The organism is Pedobacter sp. CG_S7 (assembly GCF_040544395.1).
Taxonomy (GTDB): domain Bacteria; phylum Bacteroidota; class Bacteroidia; order Sphingobacteriales; family Sphingobacteriaceae; genus Pedobacter.
The window spans coordinates 92,320-111,123 of the sequence record NZ_JBEONS010000001.1; the positions used below are offsets into that span (position 1 = coordinate 92,320).

Genomic DNA, 18,804 nt, shown 5'->3' on the forward strand with positions numbered 1-18,804 from the left:
CCGTTATTTCCCACCTTTGCTAAAAATAATTACGATTTATTAAAAAAATAATACGTAACTGTTTGAAAATTAAGATTTCTTTCTTATTTTTGCCCTCCCTTAACGGGAATGTATATCCACCTTGAACGAAGCCCTACTGCTTCGATGGGTGTTAAATTTAAAATAGAAAATGTCAGGTATTATTGGAAAAAAAGTAGGAATGACCAGCATATTCGACGCTGATGGTAAAAACATACCATGTACAGTGATCGAAGCTGGACCTTGTGTAGTAACACAGGTAAAGACCGAAGAGAAAGACGGTTACGTTTCAGTTCAATTGGCTTTTAGCGAAGCTAAAGAGAAGAACACTACCATGCCCTTGAGAGGCCACTTTGCGAAAGCAAACACTACCCCAAAACGTAAATTGGTTGAATTTGAGCCGTTTGAAGATTCGTTGACCTTAGGGGATACGATCACGGTTACCATTTTCAATGAAGGCGATTTTGTGGATGTTGTTGGTACATCAAAAGGTAAAGGATTTCAAGGTGTTGTTAAGCGTCACGGATTTAGTGGTGTAGGTGGTCAAACCCACGGTCAACACAACAGAGGTCGCGCACCAGGTTCATTAGGTGCTGCATCTTACCCAGCTCGTGTATTTAAAGGTATGCGTATGGCGGGTAGAATGGGTGGAGATAGAGTTAAGGTTCAGAATTTACAAATTTTGAAAGTTTATGCTGATCAAAACCTTTTGGTAGTTAGTGGTTCCGTACCGGGAGCTAAAGGTTCTTACGTAATCTTAGATAAGTAAGCAGATGGAAGTTAAAGTATTAAACATTTCAGGAAAAGAGACAGGCGCAACAGTGCAACTTCCTGAGTCGGTATTCGGTATTAAGCCTGTTGATCACGCAATTTATTTAGATGTTAAACAGTATTTAGCTAACCAACGTCAGGGAACGCATAAATCGAAACAACGTAATGAAATTGCAGGTTCAACCCGCAAATTATACAAGCAAAAAGGTACTGGTGGTGCTCGTGCCGGTAGTATTAAATCGCCATTGTTCAATGGTGGTGGTCGCGTATTTGGTCCTCAGCCACGCGATTATAGTTTTAAACTGAATAAAAAATTAAAATCTTTAGCCCGTAAATCGGCTTTAAGTTATAAAGCACAAGATAATAATGTTGTGGTTTTAGAAGATTTCACTTTTGATTCAATCAAAACTACGAACTATTTGAATTTAGTTAATGCTTTGGAATTGACTAATGAAAAGACATTGTTGGTTTTACCTTCGCAAAATAACAATATCTATTTATCAAGCAGAAACCTTAAGAAAGCAAAAGTAATCACTGCAGACCAGTTGAACACTTATGATGTATTAAACTGTGGTACAATTTTGTTTACCACTGATTCTGTTAAAACATTGGAGGAGGCATTTGCCAAGTAATATGGAATTATTAAAAAAACCAGTATTAACAGAAAAAGCTTCTGCATTAACGGAAAAGTCTAACCGCTTTACTTTTAAAGTAGATAATAAAGCAAATAAGCTACAAATTAAAGCAGCCATTGAAAAAATGTACGGCGTGAGCATTTTAGCAATTAACACCATGGTGGTAGTTGGTAAAATGAAATCAAGAAATACAAAAGGTGGTTTAGTTTCAGGACGTAGCCCAAAATACAAAAAAGCTATTGTAACACTGAAAGAAGGTGAAACAATAGATTATTACGCAAATCTTTAATAAGAATTGAATTATATATAACTATGGGCTTAAGAAAATTTAAACCAGTTACTCCGGGTACCCGCTTTAGAGTTGGGGCTGATTTTACGGAGATTACAGCAACCAAGCCCGAAAAATCATTGGTTGTATCTTCTAAAAAGTCGGGAGGACGTAACAATACAGGAAAGATGACTATGCGCTACATGGGTGGTGGTCACAAAAAATCTTACCGTTTAATTGATTTTAAACGTGATAAGTTTGATATTCCTGCAACAGTAGCAACTGTTGAATACGATCCAAACCGTACTGCACGTATCGCATTATTACATTATGTGGACGGAGAGAAGCGCTACATTATTGCACCTGAAGGGTTGCAAGTAGGACAAACAGTAGTTTCGGGAGAAACAGCTACTCCAGAAGTAGGGAATTCTTTAAAATTATCCAATATTCCTTTGGGATCTATTGTACATAATGTGGAGATTCACCCAGGTCGTGGAGCACAGTTAGCACGTAGCGCAGGTGCCTATGCACAATTGGCTGCTCGTGATGGTAAATATGCAACATTGAAAATGCCATCAGGCGAAACCAGATTAATTTTGGTTACTTGTTTGGCTACAATCGGTGCTGTTTCTAACTCTGATCATGCAAATGAAGTATTGGGTAAGGCAGGTCGTAACCGTTGGTTAGGTCGTCGTCCAAGAACACGTCCGGTAGCGATGAATCCTGTCGATCACCCTATGGGTGGTGGTGAGGGTCGCTCATCAGGAGGTCAGCCTCGCTCAAGAAACGGTGTTTATTCGAAAGGATTTAAAACCCGTACGCTTAAAAAATACTCAAATCGTTTCATCATAGAGAAAAGGAAGAAATAATGGCTCGTTCAATTAAAAAAGGACCTTATATTGACCATAACGTAGAGAAGAAAGTAAACTCTATGAATGACTCAGGCAAAAAGTCTGTCATTAAAACTTGGTCTCGCAGATCGATGATTTCACCTGATTTCGTGAATCATACATTTGCAGTACATAACGGTAATAAATTTATACCGGTATACGTAACAGAAAACATGGTTGGTCACAAGCTGGGAGAGTTTGCTCCAACCAGAACATTTAGGGGTCACTCTGAAAAGAAAAAATAATTAAGAGATGGAAGCAGTAGCGAAATTAAACAATTGTCCAACCTCACCACGTAAAATGCGTTTGGTTGTAGATCTTATCAGAGGTGAGCGTGTAGAGAAAGCATTACATATTTTGAAATTTACCAATAAAGAAGCAGCAATAAGAGTTGAAAAACTTTTGTTATCTGCGATCAAAAATTGGGAGACAAAAAATGAAGGTTCTCGCCCTGAAGAAAGCCAGTTATTTGTGAAAACAATAATGGTTGGCGGTGGTCGCCAATTAAAAAGGTTAAGACCGGCACCACAAGGACGTGGTTATAGGATTCGTAAGCGTTCGAATCACGTAACTTTGATAGTAGATAGTAAAAACGTTGAAACTCAAAACTAATTAGCAGAAATGGGACAAAAAGCACATCCAATAGGAAACAGGTTAGGAATCATCAAAGGTTGGGATTCTAACTGGTTCGGAGGCAACAACTATGCTGATAAATTAGTTGAGGACGATAAAATAAGAAAATATCTTGCTGCCCGTATTGCAAAAGGTGGCGTAGCAAAAGTGGTTATTGAGCGTACATTAAAGCGCATCACAGTTACTATCCACACAGCCCGTCCGGGTATTGTGATTGGTAAAGCTGGTCAGGAAGTTGACAAGATCAAAGAAGAGTTGAAAAAATTGACTAAAAAGGAAATTCAGATCAACATTTTTGAAATTAAACGCCCTGAATTAGATGCTCAATTGGTAGCTGAAGGCGTTGCAAAACAATTAGAGGCGAGAATCTCTTTCCGTAGAGCAATGAAATCAACGATCGCTTCAACCATGCGTATGGGTGCTGAAGGTATCAAAATCATGACCTCTGGTCGTTTAGGTGGTGCAGAGATGGCGCGTAGCGAACAGTATAAAGAAGGAAGAATTCCTTTGCATACTTTCCGTGCAGACATTGATTATGCATTGGCTGAAGCTTTAACTACTTATGGTAAAATAGGTGTTAAAGTATGGATCTGTAAAGGAGAAGTTTACGGTAAACGTGATTTATCTCCAAACATAGGTGCAACCAATAATGCTCCTGGTAAAGGTGGTAGACCTGAGGGAGCGTTTGGTGGTGGCAGAGAGAGAGATAGCCGTGCTGGTGGTGGCGACAGAAGAAACGACAAAGGTCGTGGCGGAAGAGCTCCAGGTCAAGGCGGTGCTCCTGGTCAGGGTAGAGATAACAGAGGCGGTAACACTCCTAACAGAGGACCCCGTAAATAATTAGTTAACAGATCGTTTTACGATAATATAAAATAAAATGTTACAGCCAAAAAGAACGAAGTTCAGAAAGATGCAAAAAGGCAGAATGAAAGGTTTAGCAACTCGTGGTGCTGAATTATCATTCGGGTCTTTCGGGATCAAATCTTTAGAGTCGACTTGGATTACCAGTCGTCAGATAGAGGCAGCCCGTATTGCGGTAACTCGTTTCATGAAACGTGAAGGCCAGGTTTGGATTAGAATATTTCCGGATAAACCGATTACTAAGAAACCAGCTGAAGTACGTATGGGTAAAGGTAAAGGTGCTCCAGAATATTGGGTAGCCGTTGTTAGACCCGGAAGAATTATTTTTGAAGCTGAAGGTGTGCCTTTGGAAGTTGCCAAAGAAGCAATGCGTTTAGCCTCTCAAAAATTACCAATACAAACAAAATTTGTGGTACGTAGAGATTACGTAGAAGCATAATAAGAGTTACTTATAATAAAAAATTAAAAGATGAAGAACTCAGAAATTACAGGGCTTTCACAAGAAGAACTAGTAGCCAGGATTGCAGGAGAAGCAGAAAACTTAGTTAAATTAAGATTTGCGCATACAATTTCGGCTATTGAGAATCCTACTCGTATTACTAAGGTAAGGAAGGATATTGCCCGATTAAATACTGAATTGACTAAGCGCAAAGCGGAGTCTGCAACTGAAACTAAATAACTTTAGAGTCGAAATGGAAAGACAATTAAGAAAAACAAGAACCGGGTTGGTGGTAAGCAACAAAATGGATAAGTCTGTTGTTGTGGCGGTAGAACGTAAAGTGAAACACCCGATCTATGGTAAGTTTGTTAAGAAAACTACCAAATTTATGGCTCATGACGAGAAAAACGATTGCGGTATTGGTGATACAGTACTGATCATGGAGACTCGTCCGCTGAGTAAGAACAAGAACTGGAGATTAGTGCAAATTTTAGAAAGGGCTAAATAACATGGTACAACAGGAATCGAGATTAAATGTAGCCGATAATAGCGGCGCAAAAGAAGTATTGGTTATCCGTGTGCTTGGTGGTACTGGAAAACGATATGCTTCTATTGGTGACAAGATCGTTGTTACCGTTAAAAGTGCATTGCCTTCTGGAAACATTAAGAAAGGAACAGTTTCTAAAGCAGTTGTTGTAAGAACAAAAAAAGAGATCAGACGTAAAGATGGTTCTTATATCCGTTTCGACGACAATGCAGCAGTGTTATTAAACGCACAAGATGAGCCACGTGGTACACGTATCTTTGGCCCGGTAGCAAGAGAACTGCGTGAGAAACAATTCATGAAAATTGTATCATTAGCACCGGAGGTATTATAAAATGAAAGAAAAAGTAACTACACAACCAAAAATTAAAATCCGTAAAGGAGATTTAGTAAAGGTGATTGCTGGCGATTCAAGAGGCCAACAAGGTAAAGTACAAACAGTTGTTATCGCTAAGAATAGGGTAATTATTGAAGGTGTTAACCTTGTATCAAAACATACGAAACCTAATGCTGCTACCCCAAACGGTGGTATCATTAAAAAAGAAGCTGCTCTTCATATTTCTAATGTACAGTTAGTTGATCCAAAAACTGGTGAGACTACCCGCGTTGGCAGAAAGCTAAACGCTGATGGGAAATTAGTTAGGGTTGCTAAAAAATCAGGAGAGGAGATCAAATAATGGCTTACGTACCAAGATTAAAGAGTAAATATAAAGAGGAAATTGTAATCGCACTTAAAGATAAGTTTGCTTACAAAAGCGTAATGCAGGTTCCTAAGTTAGTTAAGATTTCGATCAACCAAGGTGTTGGACGTTTTTCGGTAACTGACAAGAAAATCATTGACAGTTCAATTCTGGAAATGAGTACCATTGCAGGACAGCTGGCAGTTAGTGCGAAATCTAAGAAAGATATCTCGAACTTTAAATTACGTAAAGGTATGCCTGTTGGTGTACGTGTAACTTTACGCGATAACAACATGTTTGAATTTTTAGATCGTTTAATTTCCGTAGCTTTGCCACGTATCCGTGATTTCAAAGGTATCAATGATAAGGGGTTTGATGGAAAAGGTAACTACACATTAGGTGTTACAGAACAAATCATTTTTCCTGAGATTAACATCGATAAAATTAGTAAGATTTTAGGTATGGACATTACGTTTGTAACTACTGCTACCAATGATGTTGAAGCATTGGAACTTTTAAAACAATTCGGATTACCATTTAAAAATCAAAATACAACTCTATAATGGCAAAAGAAGGAGTAAAAGCTCGCGAAGTTAAGCGCCAAAAAATGGTAGCTAAGTACGCAGAAAAACGTGCAGAATTAAAAGCTGCAGGTGATTTTGAAGGACTAGATAAATTACCTAAAAATTCATCACCTGTTCGTTTGCACAACCGTTGTAAAATTACTGGTCGTCCTCGTGGTTATATGCGTACCTTTGGCATATCAAGGGTATTGTTCCGCGACATGGCTTTAGCAGGAAAAATTCCTGGAGTAACAAAGGCCAGCTGGTAAATTCGTATTTTACGTTAGAGTTGTACGCATAGCGTAGAACTTCTAACGTTATTACGTTCAAAATTAAATATTAACCGATGGAAGGTCGTCCCGAATGGTTCGGAAAGGAAACCACTATCACAATTTCATAAAATGAATACAGATCCAATAGCAGATTATCTTACAAGAGTAAGAAATGCCATTAAGGCAAATCACAGAATTGTGGAAATTCCTGCCTCAAATCTTAAAAAGGAAATTACGAAAGTACTTTTTGACAAAGGTTACATCGCTAACTACAAGTTTGAAGATACCAATACTCAAGGCATAATTAAAGTTGCATTGAAGTACAATCCGATAACAAAAATTCCTGCAATCCGTACTTTAACACGTATCAGTAAACCAGGTTTAAGACAGTATGCTGGTGTTGAGAATATGCCAAGAGTATTGAATGGTTTAGGTATCGCAATCTTATCTACCTCTAAAGGTGTAATGACCGATAAAGAGGCTGCCAAATTAAAAATTGGTGGTGAAGTTTTGTGTCACGTTTATTAATTAAAGGAGGATAACAAAATGTCAAGAGTAGGAAAAGCCCCGATTAGTATCCCCGCAGGAGTAGCAATTACGGTATCAAATGATAACTTAGTAACTGTTACTGGTCCAAAAGGAGAATTAACACAAGCAGTAGATACAGATATCACTGTAAAAGTTGAAGACAATGTATTAACTGTACAACGTCCGACAGAACAAAAAAGACACAAAGCATTACATGGTTTATACCGTGCTTTGATAAATAATATGGTTACTGGTGTAACAGAAGGTTATAAAATACAACAAGAATTAGTAGGTGTGGGTTACCGTGCTACTAACCAAGGTAATACCCTTGATCTTGTTTTAGGTTATTCTCACCATTATGTGTTCCAATTACCAGTTGAGATTAAAGTAACAACAACCTCTGAGAAAGGTCAAACGCCTAAAATCATTTTAGAAAGTATTGACAAACAATTAATCGGTCAGGTAGCTGCTAAAATACGTTCGTTACGTGCACCAGAGCCATATAAAGGTAAAGGTATCAAGTTTGTAGGCGAAGTATTAAGAAGAAAAGCAGGTAAATCAGCTTCTAAAAAATAATCATCATGGCAGGGAAAAAATTATCTCGTAGAGATCGTATAAAAAAAGGAATCAGAAAAAGACTTACCGGTTCTGAAAACCGTCCACGTTTATCAGTATTTAGAAGCAATAAAGGGATTTATGCTCAAATCATTAATGATGTAACTGGTATTACTATAGTTTCAGCTTCATCTTTATCAAAAGATTTTGCTGGTAACGGTAACAAATCTGAGCAATCTATTGCTGTAGGTAAATTGGTTGGTGAAAAAGCAATAGCTGCAGGTATCAAAGAGGTTGTTTTCGATAGAAATGGTTACCTATACCACGGACGTATTAAATCGTTGGCAGAAGGTGCACGCGAAGCTGGTCTAGTATTTTAATCTGAAAATAGAGAAGAATGTCAACTATCAATATAAAAAGAGTTAAGACTAGCGAGATCGAATTAAAAGATCGTTTAGTTAGCATACAACGTGTTGCCAAAGTAACCAAAGGTGGACGTACTTTCAGCTTTTCCGCTATCGTAGTGGTTGGAGATGAAAATGGAGTAGTAGGTTATGGATTAGGTAAAGCGAAAGAGGTAACAGAAGCCATTGCTAAAGGTATCGATGATGCTAAAAAGAATTTGGTGAAAATTCCTCTATTACACGGTACTGTTCCTCATGAGCAAATCGGTAAATTCTCAGGCGGTTTTGTATTAATCAAACCAGCTGCAGTAGGTACTGGGGTAATTGCCGGTGGTGCAATGCGTGCCGTATTAGAAAGTGCTGGAGTACATAACGTATTAGCAAAATCAAAAGGTTCTTCTAACCCGCACAACGTGGTAAAAGCAACAGTTGATGCATTGACTAAAATGCGTGATGCTTATACAGTAGCTCAACACCGTGGTGTAGATTTAAATAAAGTTTTTAACGGATAATATTATGGCGAAGATCAAAATAACCCAAATTAAAAGCATCATCGACAGAAGCGAACGCCAAAAACGGACGATGCAAGCTTTAGGTTTAACAAAATTAAACAAAAGTGTAGAAGTTGAAGCTACGGGTGCTATTATAGGTATGGTTAGAAAAGTTAATCATCTAATAGCTTTAGAGAATATTTAATAATAAAGGTTGTTTAATTGTATATATTTACATTAACAACCTTTATATATGTTTAACCGTTGCCCTGATTAGTGAAAGCGAAGGGCAGCACAAGAAGTTTCAAAATGAACTTAAGTAATTTAAAACCTGCAGCAGGTTCTACAAAAAATGTTAAAAGAATTGGTCGTGGTACTGGTTCTGGCCGTGGTGGTACTTCCACACGTGGTCATAAAGGTGCTGGATCTCGTTCAGGACATAAAACCAAAATAGGTTTTGAAGGTGGTCAAATGCCTTTACAACGTCGTGTACCTAAAGTAGGTTTCAAGCCAATTAACCGTGTAGAATATGTAGGCGTTAATTTAGACGTTTTACAAGGCTTAGCAGAAAGATTCAACTTAACTAGCATTGATTTTGCTACCCTGCAAGCGCATGGTTTAGCATCTAAAAATGACCTAGTAAAAGTTTTAGGCCGCGGCGAAGTAAAATCTAAAATAGAAGTTAAAGCACATGCTTTTTCTGCTACTGCACAAAAAGCTATTGAGGCTGTTGGAGGCTCAATCGAAAAATTGTAATTAATGAAGAAGCTGTTTACTACTTTAAGTAATATTTGGAAAATTCAAGAATTGAGAGAGCGTATTGTTTTTACGCTTATCATTCTTTTGGTTTATAGATTTGTTTCTCACGTGGTTCTTCCAGGTGTTGATGCAACTGCTCTAGGCGATAATGAAAAATCAGGTCTTTTAGGTCTATTGGATATGTTTGCCGGCGGATCTTTCTCTCGGGTCTCAATCTTAGCCTTGGGTGTTATGCCTTATATTTCTGCGTCTATTGTAGTTCAGTTACTTGGTATTGCGGTACCGACTTTCCAGAAAATGCAAAAAGAAGGAGAGAGTGGCCGTAATAAACTCAACCAAATTACGAGGTATTTAACTGTAGCCATTACTGCTGTACAAGCAATTGGTTATGTTAAAACCCAGGTTCCGCCAGAAGCCATCATGATTAACCATACTTTATTCTTTGTGGTTTCTACATTTGTGCTCTCAGCTGGTACGCTATTCGTAATGTGGTTAGGAGAGAAAATAACAGATAAAGGTATTGGAAATGGTATTTCACTGATCATCATGGTTGGTATTATTGCCCGGTTACCTATTGCTTTACAACAAGAAATCAGTTCTAGGTTTGTTGGCGATGGTGGACTAATTGCTTTGGTACTTGAAATTGTTGCTCTATTTGGTGTGGTTATTTTTACCATTTTAATTGTGCAGGGGATACGTAAAGTGCCTGTTCAATATGCAAAACGTATTGTTGGTAACAGACAATTCGGTGGTGTAAGACAATACATTCCTTTGAAAGTAAATGCTGCAGGTGTAATGCCTATTATCTTTGCTCAGGCTTTGATGTTCATTCCTGCAACATTAACAGGTTTCTTTCCTAATCTTCAAAATACCTGGTTGATCCAGTTCAGTGATTATACTTCATTGGCTTATAGCTTAACATTTGCTTTTTTAATTATTGCATTTACATTTTTCTATACAGCTATCACAGTTAATCCTACACAAATGTCTGATGATATGAAGAAAAATGGTGGTTTTATTCCTGGTGTTAAACCTGGTTTGGCTACATCATCATTTATCGATGACGTGATTTCCAAGATCACCTTCCCAGGTGCAATTGCTTTGGCCGTTATCGCTATCTTACCCTCTATTGCTGTGAAATTTGGAATTCAATCTGAATTTGCACACTTCTATGGAGGTACTTCTTTATTGATCTTAGTTGGTGTAGTACTAGATACTTTGCAGCAAATTGAAAGTTATTTGTTAATGCGTCATTATGATGGTTTAATGAAGACTGGCAGAGTTACTGGTCGTACGGGAATTCCTGCGGCTAATAGTAGTAGCAACGCTGTTATTTAATTTTAAGAATGTCGAAGATTTATTATAAGTCTGCAGAAGAAATCGAATTAATTAGAGCGAGTGGTGTTATTTTGTCAGGAGCTTTGGCTGAAATTGCTTCAGTTATTGGTCCGGGTATAACTACCATGAGTTTAAACAAATTGGGTGAAACCTTTATAAGAGATAATGGGGGCGTGCCTGCATTTTTGAACTATAATGGTTTCCCTTATGCATTATGTATATCGCCTAATGAACAAATTGTTCATGGCTTTCCAAGCGATTATGTGATTCAAGAGGGGGACTTGATTTCTGTAGACTGTGGAGTCATTAAGGATAATTATTTTAGTGACTCTGCTTATACCTTCGCTATTGGCGAGATTGATGTGGAGCGGCAGAAGCTAATAGACATTACTAAAAGGTGTTTGGAGCTGGGTGTTGAGAAAGCAGTAGTTGGATCCCGAATTGGGGATGTAGGTTATGCCATTCAGAAACTTGCAGAAGATAATGGCTTTGGTGTAGTGAGAGAACTTGTAGGTCATGGTGTAGGTGTCCAGCTTCATGAGAAACCAGAAGTGCCCAACTACGGTAAGCGTGGCAGTGGAATTAAACTGGAGGATGGAATGGTGCTTGCTATTGAGCCTATGATTAATGCTGGAAGTGCTGGTGTGAAATTTTGGTCAGACGGTTGGACCGTGACTACTAAAGATAACCGGGCTTCGGCACATTATGAACATATGGTAGCTGTCAAAAGGGGGAAAGCAGACGTTTTATCATCGTTTTTGCCTATTGAAGAAGTATTAAAGAAAAAAAGAGAATAGTTAATTATTTTTCTTTAATTTTGCAACCCTGTTTAGTAGCAGCTAATTCAGTAAAAATCAATATTATATGGCTAAACAAGCCTCAATTGAACAAGACGGTGTAATAAGAGAAGCGTTATCAAATGCAATGTTCCGGGTAGAACTGGAGAATGGTCATGAGATAATTGCACATATTTCTGGAAAAATGAGGATGCACTACATCAAAATTCTTCCTGGAGATAAAGTTAAATTAGAGATGTCGCCTTATGATTTATCAAAGGGCAGGATTACTTATAGATATAAATAAAATGAAAGTTAGGTCATCAATTAAAAAACGTAGCGTTGATTGCAAGGTTATTCGTCGTAAGGGTAAACTTTATGTAATAAACAAGAAAAACCCGAAATACAAACAGCGTCAGGGATAAGAAATTATTGAAGTATGATTAGATTGAATGTTCGGGTTATTCAATCTGTCGTTTAATCAAATAATCAACATTAGTATAAAATATGGCAAGGATATCAGGTATTGATTTACCAAGAAACAAAAGAGGCGAAATAGGATTAACTTACATCTTTGGTGTAGGCAGATCTACTGCACAACGTATATTAACGGAGGCAGGTATCGATTTAAACAAAAAAGTACAAGATTGGTCAGATGACGAGTTGTCTGTTATACGTACTATTATCAACGACAAGGTTAAAGTAGAAGGTGCTTTAAGATCTGAAGTTCAGTTGAACATTAAGCGTTTAATGGATATCGGCTGTTACCGCGGTTTGCGTCACAGAAAAGGATTGCCGGTGCGTGGTCAACGTACTAAGAACAATTCTCGTACTCGTAAAGGCAAGAGAAAAACAGTTGCTAACAAGAAAAAAGCTACTAAATAGTAATTAGTATCGAAGTATAATTATGGCTAAAAGTAAAAAAGTAACCAAAAAGCGTATTGTTATAGTAGAGTCTGTTGGACAGGCACACATCAATGCTACTTTTAATAATATCATTGTTACCTTAACAAATAACAACGGTCAAACTATTTCATGGTCTTCAGCAGGTAAAATGGGATTCAAGGGTTCAAAAAAGAACACTCCTTATGCTGCAGGTCAAGCTGCATCTGATTGCGGTAAAGTAGCTTTTGACTTAGGTCTGCGTAAAGTGGAAGTGTTTGTAAAAGGTCCGGGTTCAGGCCGCGAATCTGCAATTAGAACATTGCAGGTTGCTGGTATTGAAGTAACCTCTATCAAAGATATTACCCCACTACCTCACAACGGTTGTCGCCCACCGAAAAAGAGAAGAGTTTAATTTATTAATTTTTAAAGCTAAGAGTCTGCAGCTTAAGGTTGTATGATACTTTAAAACAAAAAGAAATGGCAAGATATACAGGACCAAAATCCAAAATCGCGCGTAAATTCAGAGAGCCAATATTTGGCCCTGACAAGGTATTAGATAGAAAAAATTATCCTCCTGGCCAGCATGGTGCCTCAAAAAGAAGAGGTAAACAATCTGAGTACGCAGTACAGTTAATGGAAAAACAGAAAGTTAAATATACTTATGGTGTATTGGAACGCCAATTCCGTAACTTGTTTACTAAAGCGTCAGCTCGTCAAGGTATTACAGGTGATAATCTATTGCAATTATTAGAAGCCCGTTTAGATAATACAGTATATAGATTGGGTATTGCAACTACACGTTCAGCTGCTCGTCAGTTAGTTAGCCATAAACACGTTACAGTGAATGGTGAAGTGGTAAATATTCCTTCTTATCAATTAAAAGCTGGAGATGTTATTGCAGTTCGGGAGAAATCAAAAACTCTTGAATCAATTACTAACTCTGTTGCAGGTAGAACAATCAATAAATTTAATTGGTTAGATTGGAACGCAAACGAACTTACTGGTAAGTTCTTGGCTTATCCAAACCGTGACGAGATTCCAGAAAATATTAAAGAAAACCTTATAATAGAGTTATACTCTAAGTAATCTAATATGATTAGCTGCCTTTATAGGCAGTTAATCTTTTTGCGTTACAAAAAATTAATAACGATCTAAAAACATTATAAATGGCAATTTTAGCATTTCAGAAACCCGATAAGGTCATCATGCAGAAATCAACAGATTTCGATGGTACATTTGAATTTCGTCCTTTAGAGCCCGGTTTCGGTGTAACAATTGGTAATGCCTTAAGAAGAATTTTACTTTCTTCGCTTGAAGGTTTTGCCATCACTAGTATTCGTTTTTCTGGCGTATCTCATGAGTTTTCTACCATGAAAGGTGTAGTGGAAGACTTAACTGAAATCATTCTTAATTTAAAACAAGTTCGTTTTAAAAAGGTTGGTGATGTAGGTGATTCTGAAAAGATTTTCATAATCATAAATGGACAAGATCAATTTAAAGCTGGAGATATTACTAAATTCTCAACTAACTTTGAAGTTCTAAACCCTGATTTAGTTGTCTGTAACATGGATAAAGCTGTTACTTTGGAGGTTGAATTAACAATCAATAAAGGACGCGGTTATGTTCCTGCAGAAGAAAATAAAGTTAATGATGCCTTGGTTGGTGTGATAGCTATCGATTCGATCTATACGCCAATGAAAAATGTAAAATACACAATTGAAAATTATCGTGTTGAACAAAAGACAGATTACGAAAAGTTAATTTTAGATATTTCAACTGATGGATCAATTCATCCTGAAGAAGCATTAAAAGAAGCTGCAAAGATTCTTATTCAGCACTTTATGTTGTTTTCTGATGAGAATCTTGTATTAGAGTCTCATGCAAAAGAAGAAACTAAAGAAGTTGATGAAGAAATTCTGCACATGCGTAAGATCCTTAAAACTGAATTAGTTGATCTAGATCTTTCAGTTCGCGCTTTGAACTGTCTTAAAGCAGCTGATATACGTACACTTGCTGATCTTGTTTCTTACGATGTGGCTGATATGTTGAAATTCAGAAACTTTGGTAAAAAATCTTTGACTGAAATTCAGGAACTGGTTAAATCTAAAAGCTTGTCTTTTGGTATGAACCTTTCTAAATTCAAGTTAGACGAAGAATAATACAACAAATTATATATTGTTAATCGTGTGTAATTCCCTCAGATTAATTTCAAAGAGACGGTACACACCGAATAAATTTAAAAATGAGACACGGTAAAAAAGGAAACCACTTAGGAAGAACAGATTCACATCGTAGAGCGATGTTAGCTAACATGGCTTCATCACTTATTAAACACAAAAGAATCTCAACTACATTGGCTAAAGCTAAAGCTTTGCGTATGTATGTTGAACCTTTGTTGACTAAATCTAAAACTGATACAACACACTCTCGTCGAATTGTTTTTAGTTATTTGCAGGATAAAGACACCGTTACAGAATTATTCCGTGATGTTGCTGCTAAAATAGCTAACCGTCCGGGTGGTTATACCAGAATTATTAAATTAAACAATCGTTTAGGTGATAATGCTGAGATGGCATTGATCGAATTGGTTGATTATAATGAGGTTTATGGTAAAGAAGTTGATGCTGCTGAAAAGAAAACTACACGTCGTGGTAGAAGTAAAGTAAAGAAAGCTGATGCTCCTGTTGCTGCTGCCGAAGTTGAAAAAGAAGAAGTTGAAAAAGAAGAAGTTGCTGAAAAAGCACCTGAGTCTGAAACTCCTGATGTAAAAGAAGAAACTAAAGAAGCTTAATACTTCTTTTTAATTGCTTAAAGGGCCTCTTTTTTTTATTCGAGGTCAGTGAAAAAGTATTTTACAATAAGAGAAAAAAAAAGGAGTAGAAAATCAATTTTTCTACTCCTTTTTCGTTATCTTAAAGTTAATTTAGAACTGCTTTTAGTGGTTAGCTCTACAACAAAAAGTCCAATCAAGTGCGTTTTCCGGCTTACATGACCGGATCTTTTTCAAAGAGGATCATCTTCGCAAGATCTGCGAACTCATAGATTTCAATTTTATTTACTAAGCACTTGTAGACAAATATTGTTCTAATAGTAGTATTTTCCTACCTTCTAATTGCCTATTTTTGATGTTTCCTAATTTATTTTTTTGTTTAAAAATCTAATTCCATCATGAATAAGTCTACTACAATTGAACAATTTAAAGCGGGTATATTTGATTCCATTTCTAATGGTTGTTTTATAAAAGTTTCCCTTAGTAATTATAATGGGGTTGAATTAGACTTGAAAAATATTTATGTCCGGATCGTTAATATTAAAAGAGCCGATTTGTTGTCCTTTACTTTTAGGTATAAAACAAAGGATATTGTTAAAAACTTAGGAATAATTGATGGCCTTGATTTAATTGTCGATCATATAAATAATGGTTTTGGTGTGGCTACCTTGTTTAGTACTGAAATGGACTTTATTTTAGAAATTAAAGATTTAGCTAAAAGTGTATTAAGAAAAAATCCTCCTTCCCTTAACACACAAAGTGCTACTTCGCATAATAAAGAAAAAAAGCGGTTGCTTATTGCTTCTCATGAAAAAAAATATTTATTCGAGCTTGGGATTACTGATGTAAATGGTACGGTCTTTAAAAATGCTCAGGAAAAATTTAAACAGATTAATCAATTTATTGAATTATTGAGCCCAATGCTCAACCAATTGAAAAGTGAGCAAGTCCAGCATGTAGCTGATATGGGGTCTGGCAAAGGTTACTTGACTTTTGCTTTGTACGATTATATGCACCAGGTTATGAATTGGGATACTAAGGTGATGGGCGTGGAATACCGTAAAGACTTGGTTGACCTCTGTAATGGTATTGCTATAAATTCTGGTTTCAATGATTTGAACTTTGTGCAAGGTACAATACAGAGTTTTGAAGCAGTGGGAATTGATCTTCTAATTGCGCTTCACGCCTGCGATACTGCGACAGATGATGCCATCTATAAAGGTATTGTGGCAGGTGCAAAGTTAATTGTAGTGGCACCTTGTTGTCACAAACAAATTAGAAAGGAAATTGTGCATGGTAAAGCCAATAATGAGTTAGATTTTCTATTGAAGCATGGTGTTTTTATGGAACGCCAGGCGGAAATGGTTACTGATGGAATTCGAACTTTAATATTGGAGTATTTTGGCTACAAAACCAAAATTATGGAATTCAAGGCAGACGTTCATACTCCAAAAAATGTATTAATTGTTGGCATTAAAAATAAGCATAATGTTGTCGACAAAGCGAATATTATGAAAAAGATTAATGCTTCAAAGGCTTACTTTGGAATAGGTTTTCATCATCTGGAGAGGCTTTTTGGTTTAAATAGTTAGTGTCTGTCAACCTGTCATATATAAAAAGCATTAATATTTCTATTTTAGCTGATTGGCTCGTAAAGTTATGTCATTTACCTGCCAAACGTTATTTGGCACAAGCATTGTTTAACTCGATGTATCGAATAAAATATACATTAAAAGATTTAATAAAATGGGAAAAATAATTGGTATAGACTTAGGAACAACAAATTCTTGCGTGTCCGTAATGGAAGGTAACGAACCTGTAGTTATAGCCAACAGTGAAGGTAAACGTACAACGCCATCTATTGTTGCATTCGCAGAAAATGGTGAACGTAAAGTAGGTGAGCCGGCTAAACGTCAGGCAATCACCAACCCTACAAAGACGATTTATTCAATTAAACGCTTTATGGGAAGCAGTTTTGCAGAAGTTGCAAAAGAAGTTGGACGTGTACCGTATAAAGTTGTTAAGGGTGATAATAATACACCTCGAGTTGAAATTGACGACCGTAAATATACTCCACAAGAGATTTCTGCAATGATCTTGCAGAAAATGAAAAAAACTGCTGAAGACTTTTTGGGTCATGAAGTTACTGAAGCTGTTATTACTGTTCCTGCTTACTTTAATGATGCTCAGCGTCAAGCAACAAAAGAAGCTGGTGAGATCGCTGGCTTAACCGTAAAACGTATCATTAATGAGCCTACTGCTGCTGCATTGGCTTATGGACTAGACAAAGCTCACAAGGATATGAAAATCGTTGTGTTTGATTGTGGTGGTGGTACACATGATGTTTCGGTTTTAGAATTAGGAGACGGTGTTTTTGAAGTTAAATCTACTGACGGTGATACACACTTAGGTGGTGATGACTTTGACCATATTATTATTGAATGGTTAGCCGAAGAATTTAAAACAGAAAATGGCATGGACTTAAATAAAGATCCAATGGCATTGCAACGTTTAAAAGAAGCTGCAGAAAAAGCTAAAATTGAATTATCAAGCACTACATCTACAGAAATTAACCTTCCTTATATAACTGCTGATGCAACTGGACCTAAACACTTAGTTAGAACGCTTAGTCGTGCTAAATTTGAGCAATTAGCTAGTGATTTAATCAAGCGTACTATTGACCCATGTAGATCTGCCTTGAAAAATGCAAATTTAAAAACCACTGATATTGATGAAATCATTTTAGTAGGTGGTTCAACTCGTATGCCTGCAATTCAGGAAGCAGTAAAAGCATTCTTTGGTAAAGAACCATCTAAAGGAGTAAATCCTGATGAGGTTGTTGCTATTGGTGCAGCTATTCAAGGTGGTGTATTAACTGGTGAAGTTAAAGATGTATTGTTATTAGATGTTACTCCTTTATCTCTTGGTATCGAAACTATGGGTGGTGTAATGACTAAATTAATTGAATCTAATACTACAATTCCTTCTAAAAAAGCGGAAACTTTCTCTACAGCTGCTGATAGCCAGCCTTCAGTAGAAATCCATATTTTACAGGGTGAGCGTCCTATGGCAGCTCAAAACCGTACAATTGGTCGTTTTATTTTAGATGGTATTCCACCAGCTCCACGTGGTGTTCCACAGGTTGAAGTTGCTTTTGATATTGATGCAAATGGTATTTTACACGTAAGTGCAAAAGATAAAGCTACTGGTAAAGAGCAAAAAATCCGTATTGAAGCTTCATCTGGTTTAACTGAAGAAGAAATCAAAAAAATGAAAGAAGAAGCAGAACAAAATGCTGAATCTGACAGAATTCAAAAGGAAGAAGCCGATAAAATCAATAGTGCTGATGCTTTAATCTTCTCTACAGAGAAGCAATTAAAAGAGTTTGGTGAAAAGATTTCTGCAGATAAAAAAGCGCCTATCGAAAGCGGTTTGAAAAAACTGAAAGATGCGCATGCTACTAGAAATTTTGCTGATATTGATGCAGCTCAGGCTGAACTTCAAGCAGCATGGAACGAAGCTTCTGAAGAAATGTATAAAGCAGGTCAAGAAGGTGGTGCACAACCTAATGCTGGTCAACCTACAGGTGAACAACCTTCAAATGGTGGTGATAATGTAACTGATGTTGACTTTGAAGAAGTAAAAGACGACAAAAAATAAGTAATTGTCGATAAACTAAAAAAGAGCCTTGAAATTTTTCAGGGCTCTTTTTTTATGACTGTTT

At 36.8% G+C, this 18,804-nt stretch carries 31 protein-coding genes; all 31 read left to right on the forward strand.

What is annotated here, in order from left to right; translation table 11 throughout:
• Positions 1–169 precede the first annotated feature (169 nt).
• Complete coding sequence (rplC, locus tag AAKU52_RS00405; RefSeq protein ID WP_354329043.1) at positions 170–787, forward strand: 50S ribosomal protein L3; 618 nt, start codon at positions 170–172, stop codon at positions 785–787.
• A 4-nt stretch (positions 788–791) separates the two neighbouring features.
• Entirely contained in the window at positions 792–1,421 is a 630-nt protein-coding gene (gene rplD / locus AAKU52_RS00410) for a 50S ribosomal protein L4 (RefSeq protein ID WP_354329045.1), read from the forward strand.
• Position 1,422: 1 nt separating this feature from the next.
• Entirely contained in the window at positions 1,423–1,713 is a 291-nt protein-coding gene (rplW, locus tag AAKU52_RS00415) for a 50S ribosomal protein L23 (protein WP_354329047.1), read from the forward strand.
• A 23-nt stretch (positions 1,714–1,736) separates the two neighbouring features.
• The gene (gene rplB / locus AAKU52_RS00420) at positions 1,737–2,561 is read left to right on the forward strand and encodes a 50S ribosomal protein L2 (protein ID WP_354329049.1); all 825 of its coding nucleotides are present in this window, start codon (positions 1,737–1,739) and stop codon (positions 2,559–2,561) included.
• On the forward strand, positions 2,561–2,827 hold the full coding sequence (gene rpsS / locus AAKU52_RS00425; protein ID WP_133263136.1) for a 30S ribosomal protein S19: 267 nt from the start codon (positions 2,561–2,563) through the stop codon (positions 2,825–2,827). Before rplB ends, rpsS begins: the two co-directional genes overlap by 1 nt.
• Positions 2,828–2,834: 7 nt before the next feature.
• On the forward strand, positions 2,835–3,194 hold the full coding sequence (gene rplV / locus AAKU52_RS00430) for a 50S ribosomal protein L22 (RefSeq protein ID WP_354329052.1): 360 nt from the start codon (positions 2,835–2,837) through the stop codon (positions 3,192–3,194).
• 9 nt (positions 3,195–3,203) lie between these two features.
• The gene (gene rpsC, locus AAKU52_RS00435; protein ID WP_354329054.1) at positions 3,204–4,055 is read left to right on the forward strand and encodes a 30S ribosomal protein S3; all 852 of its coding nucleotides are present in this window, start codon (positions 3,204–3,206) and stop codon (positions 4,053–4,055) included.
• A 37-nt stretch (positions 4,056–4,092) separates the two neighbouring features.
• A complete protein-coding gene (gene rplP, locus AAKU52_RS00440) occupies positions 4,093–4,515 on the forward strand; it encodes a 50S ribosomal protein L16 (RefSeq protein ID WP_354329056.1) in 423 nt (140 codons plus the stop codon).
• A 30-nt stretch (positions 4,516–4,545) separates the two neighbouring features.
• A complete protein-coding gene (gene rpmC / locus AAKU52_RS00445; protein ID WP_354329058.1) occupies positions 4,546–4,755 on the forward strand; it encodes a 50S ribosomal protein L29 in 210 nt (69 codons plus the stop codon).
• A gap of 13 nt (positions 4,756–4,768) precedes the next feature.
• Entirely contained in the window at positions 4,769–5,023 is a 255-nt protein-coding gene (gene rpsQ / locus AAKU52_RS00450) for a 30S ribosomal protein S17 (protein ID WP_133556531.1), read from the forward strand.
• A 1-nt stretch (position 5,024) separates the two neighbouring features.
• The gene (rplN, locus tag AAKU52_RS00455) at positions 5,025–5,393 is read left to right on the forward strand and encodes a 50S ribosomal protein L14 (RefSeq protein ID WP_008244575.1); all 369 of its coding nucleotides are present in this window, start codon (positions 5,025–5,027) and stop codon (positions 5,391–5,393) included.
• A gap of 1 nt (position 5,394) precedes the next feature.
• Positions 5,395–5,736, forward strand: a complete 342-nt coding sequence (rplX, locus tag AAKU52_RS00460; protein WP_502931005.1) for a 50S ribosomal protein L24 — start codon at positions 5,395–5,397, stop codon at positions 5,734–5,736.
• Entirely contained in the window at positions 5,736–6,302 is a 567-nt protein-coding gene (rplE, locus tag AAKU52_RS00465) for a 50S ribosomal protein L5 (RefSeq protein ID WP_354329062.1), read from the forward strand. The genes rplX and rplE overlap by 1 nt, the downstream gene beginning before the upstream one ends.
• Positions 6,302–6,571: a 30S ribosomal protein S14 gene (gene rpsN / locus AAKU52_RS00470; RefSeq protein ID WP_354329064.1), complete on the forward strand. Its 270-nt coding sequence runs from the start codon at positions 6,302–6,304 to the stop codon at positions 6,569–6,571. Before rplE ends, rpsN begins: the two co-directional genes overlap by 1 nt.
• A 132-nt stretch (positions 6,572–6,703) precedes the next feature.
• Positions 6,704–7,102 carry a 30S ribosomal protein S8 gene (gene rpsH, locus AAKU52_RS00475; RefSeq protein ID WP_354329066.1) on the forward strand — a complete coding sequence of 133 codons (399 nt, stop codon included), beginning with the start codon at positions 6,704–6,706 and terminating at the stop codon, positions 7,100–7,102.
• An 18-nt stretch (positions 7,103–7,120) separates the two neighbouring features.
• A complete protein-coding gene (rplF, locus tag AAKU52_RS00480; RefSeq protein WP_354329068.1) occupies positions 7,121–7,678 on the forward strand; it encodes a 50S ribosomal protein L6 in 558 nt (185 codons plus the stop codon).
• A 5-nt stretch (positions 7,679–7,683) separates the two neighbouring features.
• Entirely contained in the window at positions 7,684–8,037 is a 354-nt protein-coding gene (rplR, locus tag AAKU52_RS00485) for a 50S ribosomal protein L18 (protein WP_354329070.1), read from the forward strand.
• Between the two features lie 17 nt (positions 8,038–8,054).
• Complete coding sequence (gene rpsE / locus AAKU52_RS00490) at positions 8,055–8,573, forward strand: 30S ribosomal protein S5 (RefSeq protein ID WP_354329072.1); 519 nt, start codon at positions 8,055–8,057, stop codon at positions 8,571–8,573.
• Between the two features lie 4 nt (positions 8,574–8,577).
• Positions 8,578–8,757 (forward strand): 50S ribosomal protein L30, encoded by a 180-nt coding sequence (rpmD, locus tag AAKU52_RS00495; RefSeq protein WP_354329074.1) that lies wholly within the window; start codon positions 8,578–8,580, stop codon positions 8,755–8,757.
• A 104-nt stretch (positions 8,758–8,861) separates the two neighbouring features.
• Positions 8,862–9,308, forward strand: coding sequence for a 50S ribosomal protein L15 (gene rplO, locus AAKU52_RS00500; protein WP_354329076.1), 447 nt, complete (start codon positions 8,862–8,864; stop codon positions 9,306–9,308).
• 3 nt (positions 9,309–9,311) lie between these two features.
• Positions 9,312–10,649, forward strand: a complete 1,338-nt coding sequence (gene secY / locus AAKU52_RS00505) for a preprotein translocase subunit SecY (RefSeq protein ID WP_354329079.1) — start codon at positions 9,312–9,314, stop codon at positions 10,647–10,649.
• An 8-nt stretch (positions 10,650–10,657) separates the two neighbouring features.
• The gene (gene map, locus AAKU52_RS00510; protein ID WP_354329081.1) at positions 10,658–11,446 is read left to right on the forward strand and encodes a type I methionyl aminopeptidase; all 789 of its coding nucleotides are present in this window, start codon (positions 10,658–10,660) and stop codon (positions 11,444–11,446) included.
• 67 nt (positions 11,447–11,513) lie between these two features.
• Entirely contained in the window at positions 11,514–11,732 is a 219-nt protein-coding gene (gene infA / locus AAKU52_RS00515) for a translation initiation factor IF-1 (protein WP_008244555.1), read from the forward strand.
• 1 nt (position 11,733) lies between these two features.
• Positions 11,734–11,850, forward strand: a complete 117-nt coding sequence (gene rpmJ / locus AAKU52_RS00520; protein ID WP_196859746.1) for a 50S ribosomal protein L36 — start codon at positions 11,734–11,736, stop codon at positions 11,848–11,850.
• 82 nt (positions 11,851–11,932) lie between these two features.
• The gene (rpsM, locus tag AAKU52_RS00525) at positions 11,933–12,310 is read left to right on the forward strand and encodes a 30S ribosomal protein S13 (protein WP_354329084.1); all 378 of its coding nucleotides are present in this window, start codon (positions 11,933–11,935) and stop codon (positions 12,308–12,310) included.
• Positions 12,311–12,332: 22 nt separating this feature from the next.
• Positions 12,333–12,722, forward strand: a complete 390-nt coding sequence (rpsK, locus tag AAKU52_RS00530; protein WP_196859748.1) for a 30S ribosomal protein S11 — start codon at positions 12,333–12,335, stop codon at positions 12,720–12,722.
• A gap of 65 nt (positions 12,723–12,787) precedes the next feature.
• Positions 12,788–13,396 carry a 30S ribosomal protein S4 gene (gene rpsD, locus AAKU52_RS00535; RefSeq protein WP_354329087.1) on the forward strand — a complete coding sequence of 203 codons (609 nt, stop codon included), beginning with the start codon at positions 12,788–12,790 and terminating at the stop codon, positions 13,394–13,396.
• An 80-nt stretch (positions 13,397–13,476) separates the two neighbouring features.
• Complete coding sequence (locus AAKU52_RS00540) at positions 13,477–14,469, forward strand: DNA-directed RNA polymerase subunit alpha (RefSeq protein ID WP_354329089.1); 993 nt, start codon at positions 13,477–13,479, stop codon at positions 14,467–14,469.
• Positions 14,470–14,552: 83 nt separating this feature from the next.
• Entirely contained in the window at positions 14,553–15,101 is a 549-nt protein-coding gene (gene rplQ, locus AAKU52_RS00545) for a 50S ribosomal protein L17 (RefSeq protein WP_354329091.1), read from the forward strand.
• Positions 15,102–15,478: 377 nt separating this feature from the next.
• A complete protein-coding gene (locus AAKU52_RS00550; protein WP_354329093.1) occupies positions 15,479–16,672 on the forward strand; it encodes a class I SAM-dependent methyltransferase in 1,194 nt (397 codons plus the stop codon).
• Between the two features lie 154 nt (positions 16,673–16,826).
• On the forward strand, positions 16,827–18,740 hold the full coding sequence (dnaK, locus tag AAKU52_RS00555) for a molecular chaperone DnaK (protein WP_354329095.1): 1,914 nt from the start codon (positions 16,827–16,829) through the stop codon (positions 18,738–18,740).
• The last annotated feature ends 64 nt before the right edge of the window (positions 18,741–18,804 follow it).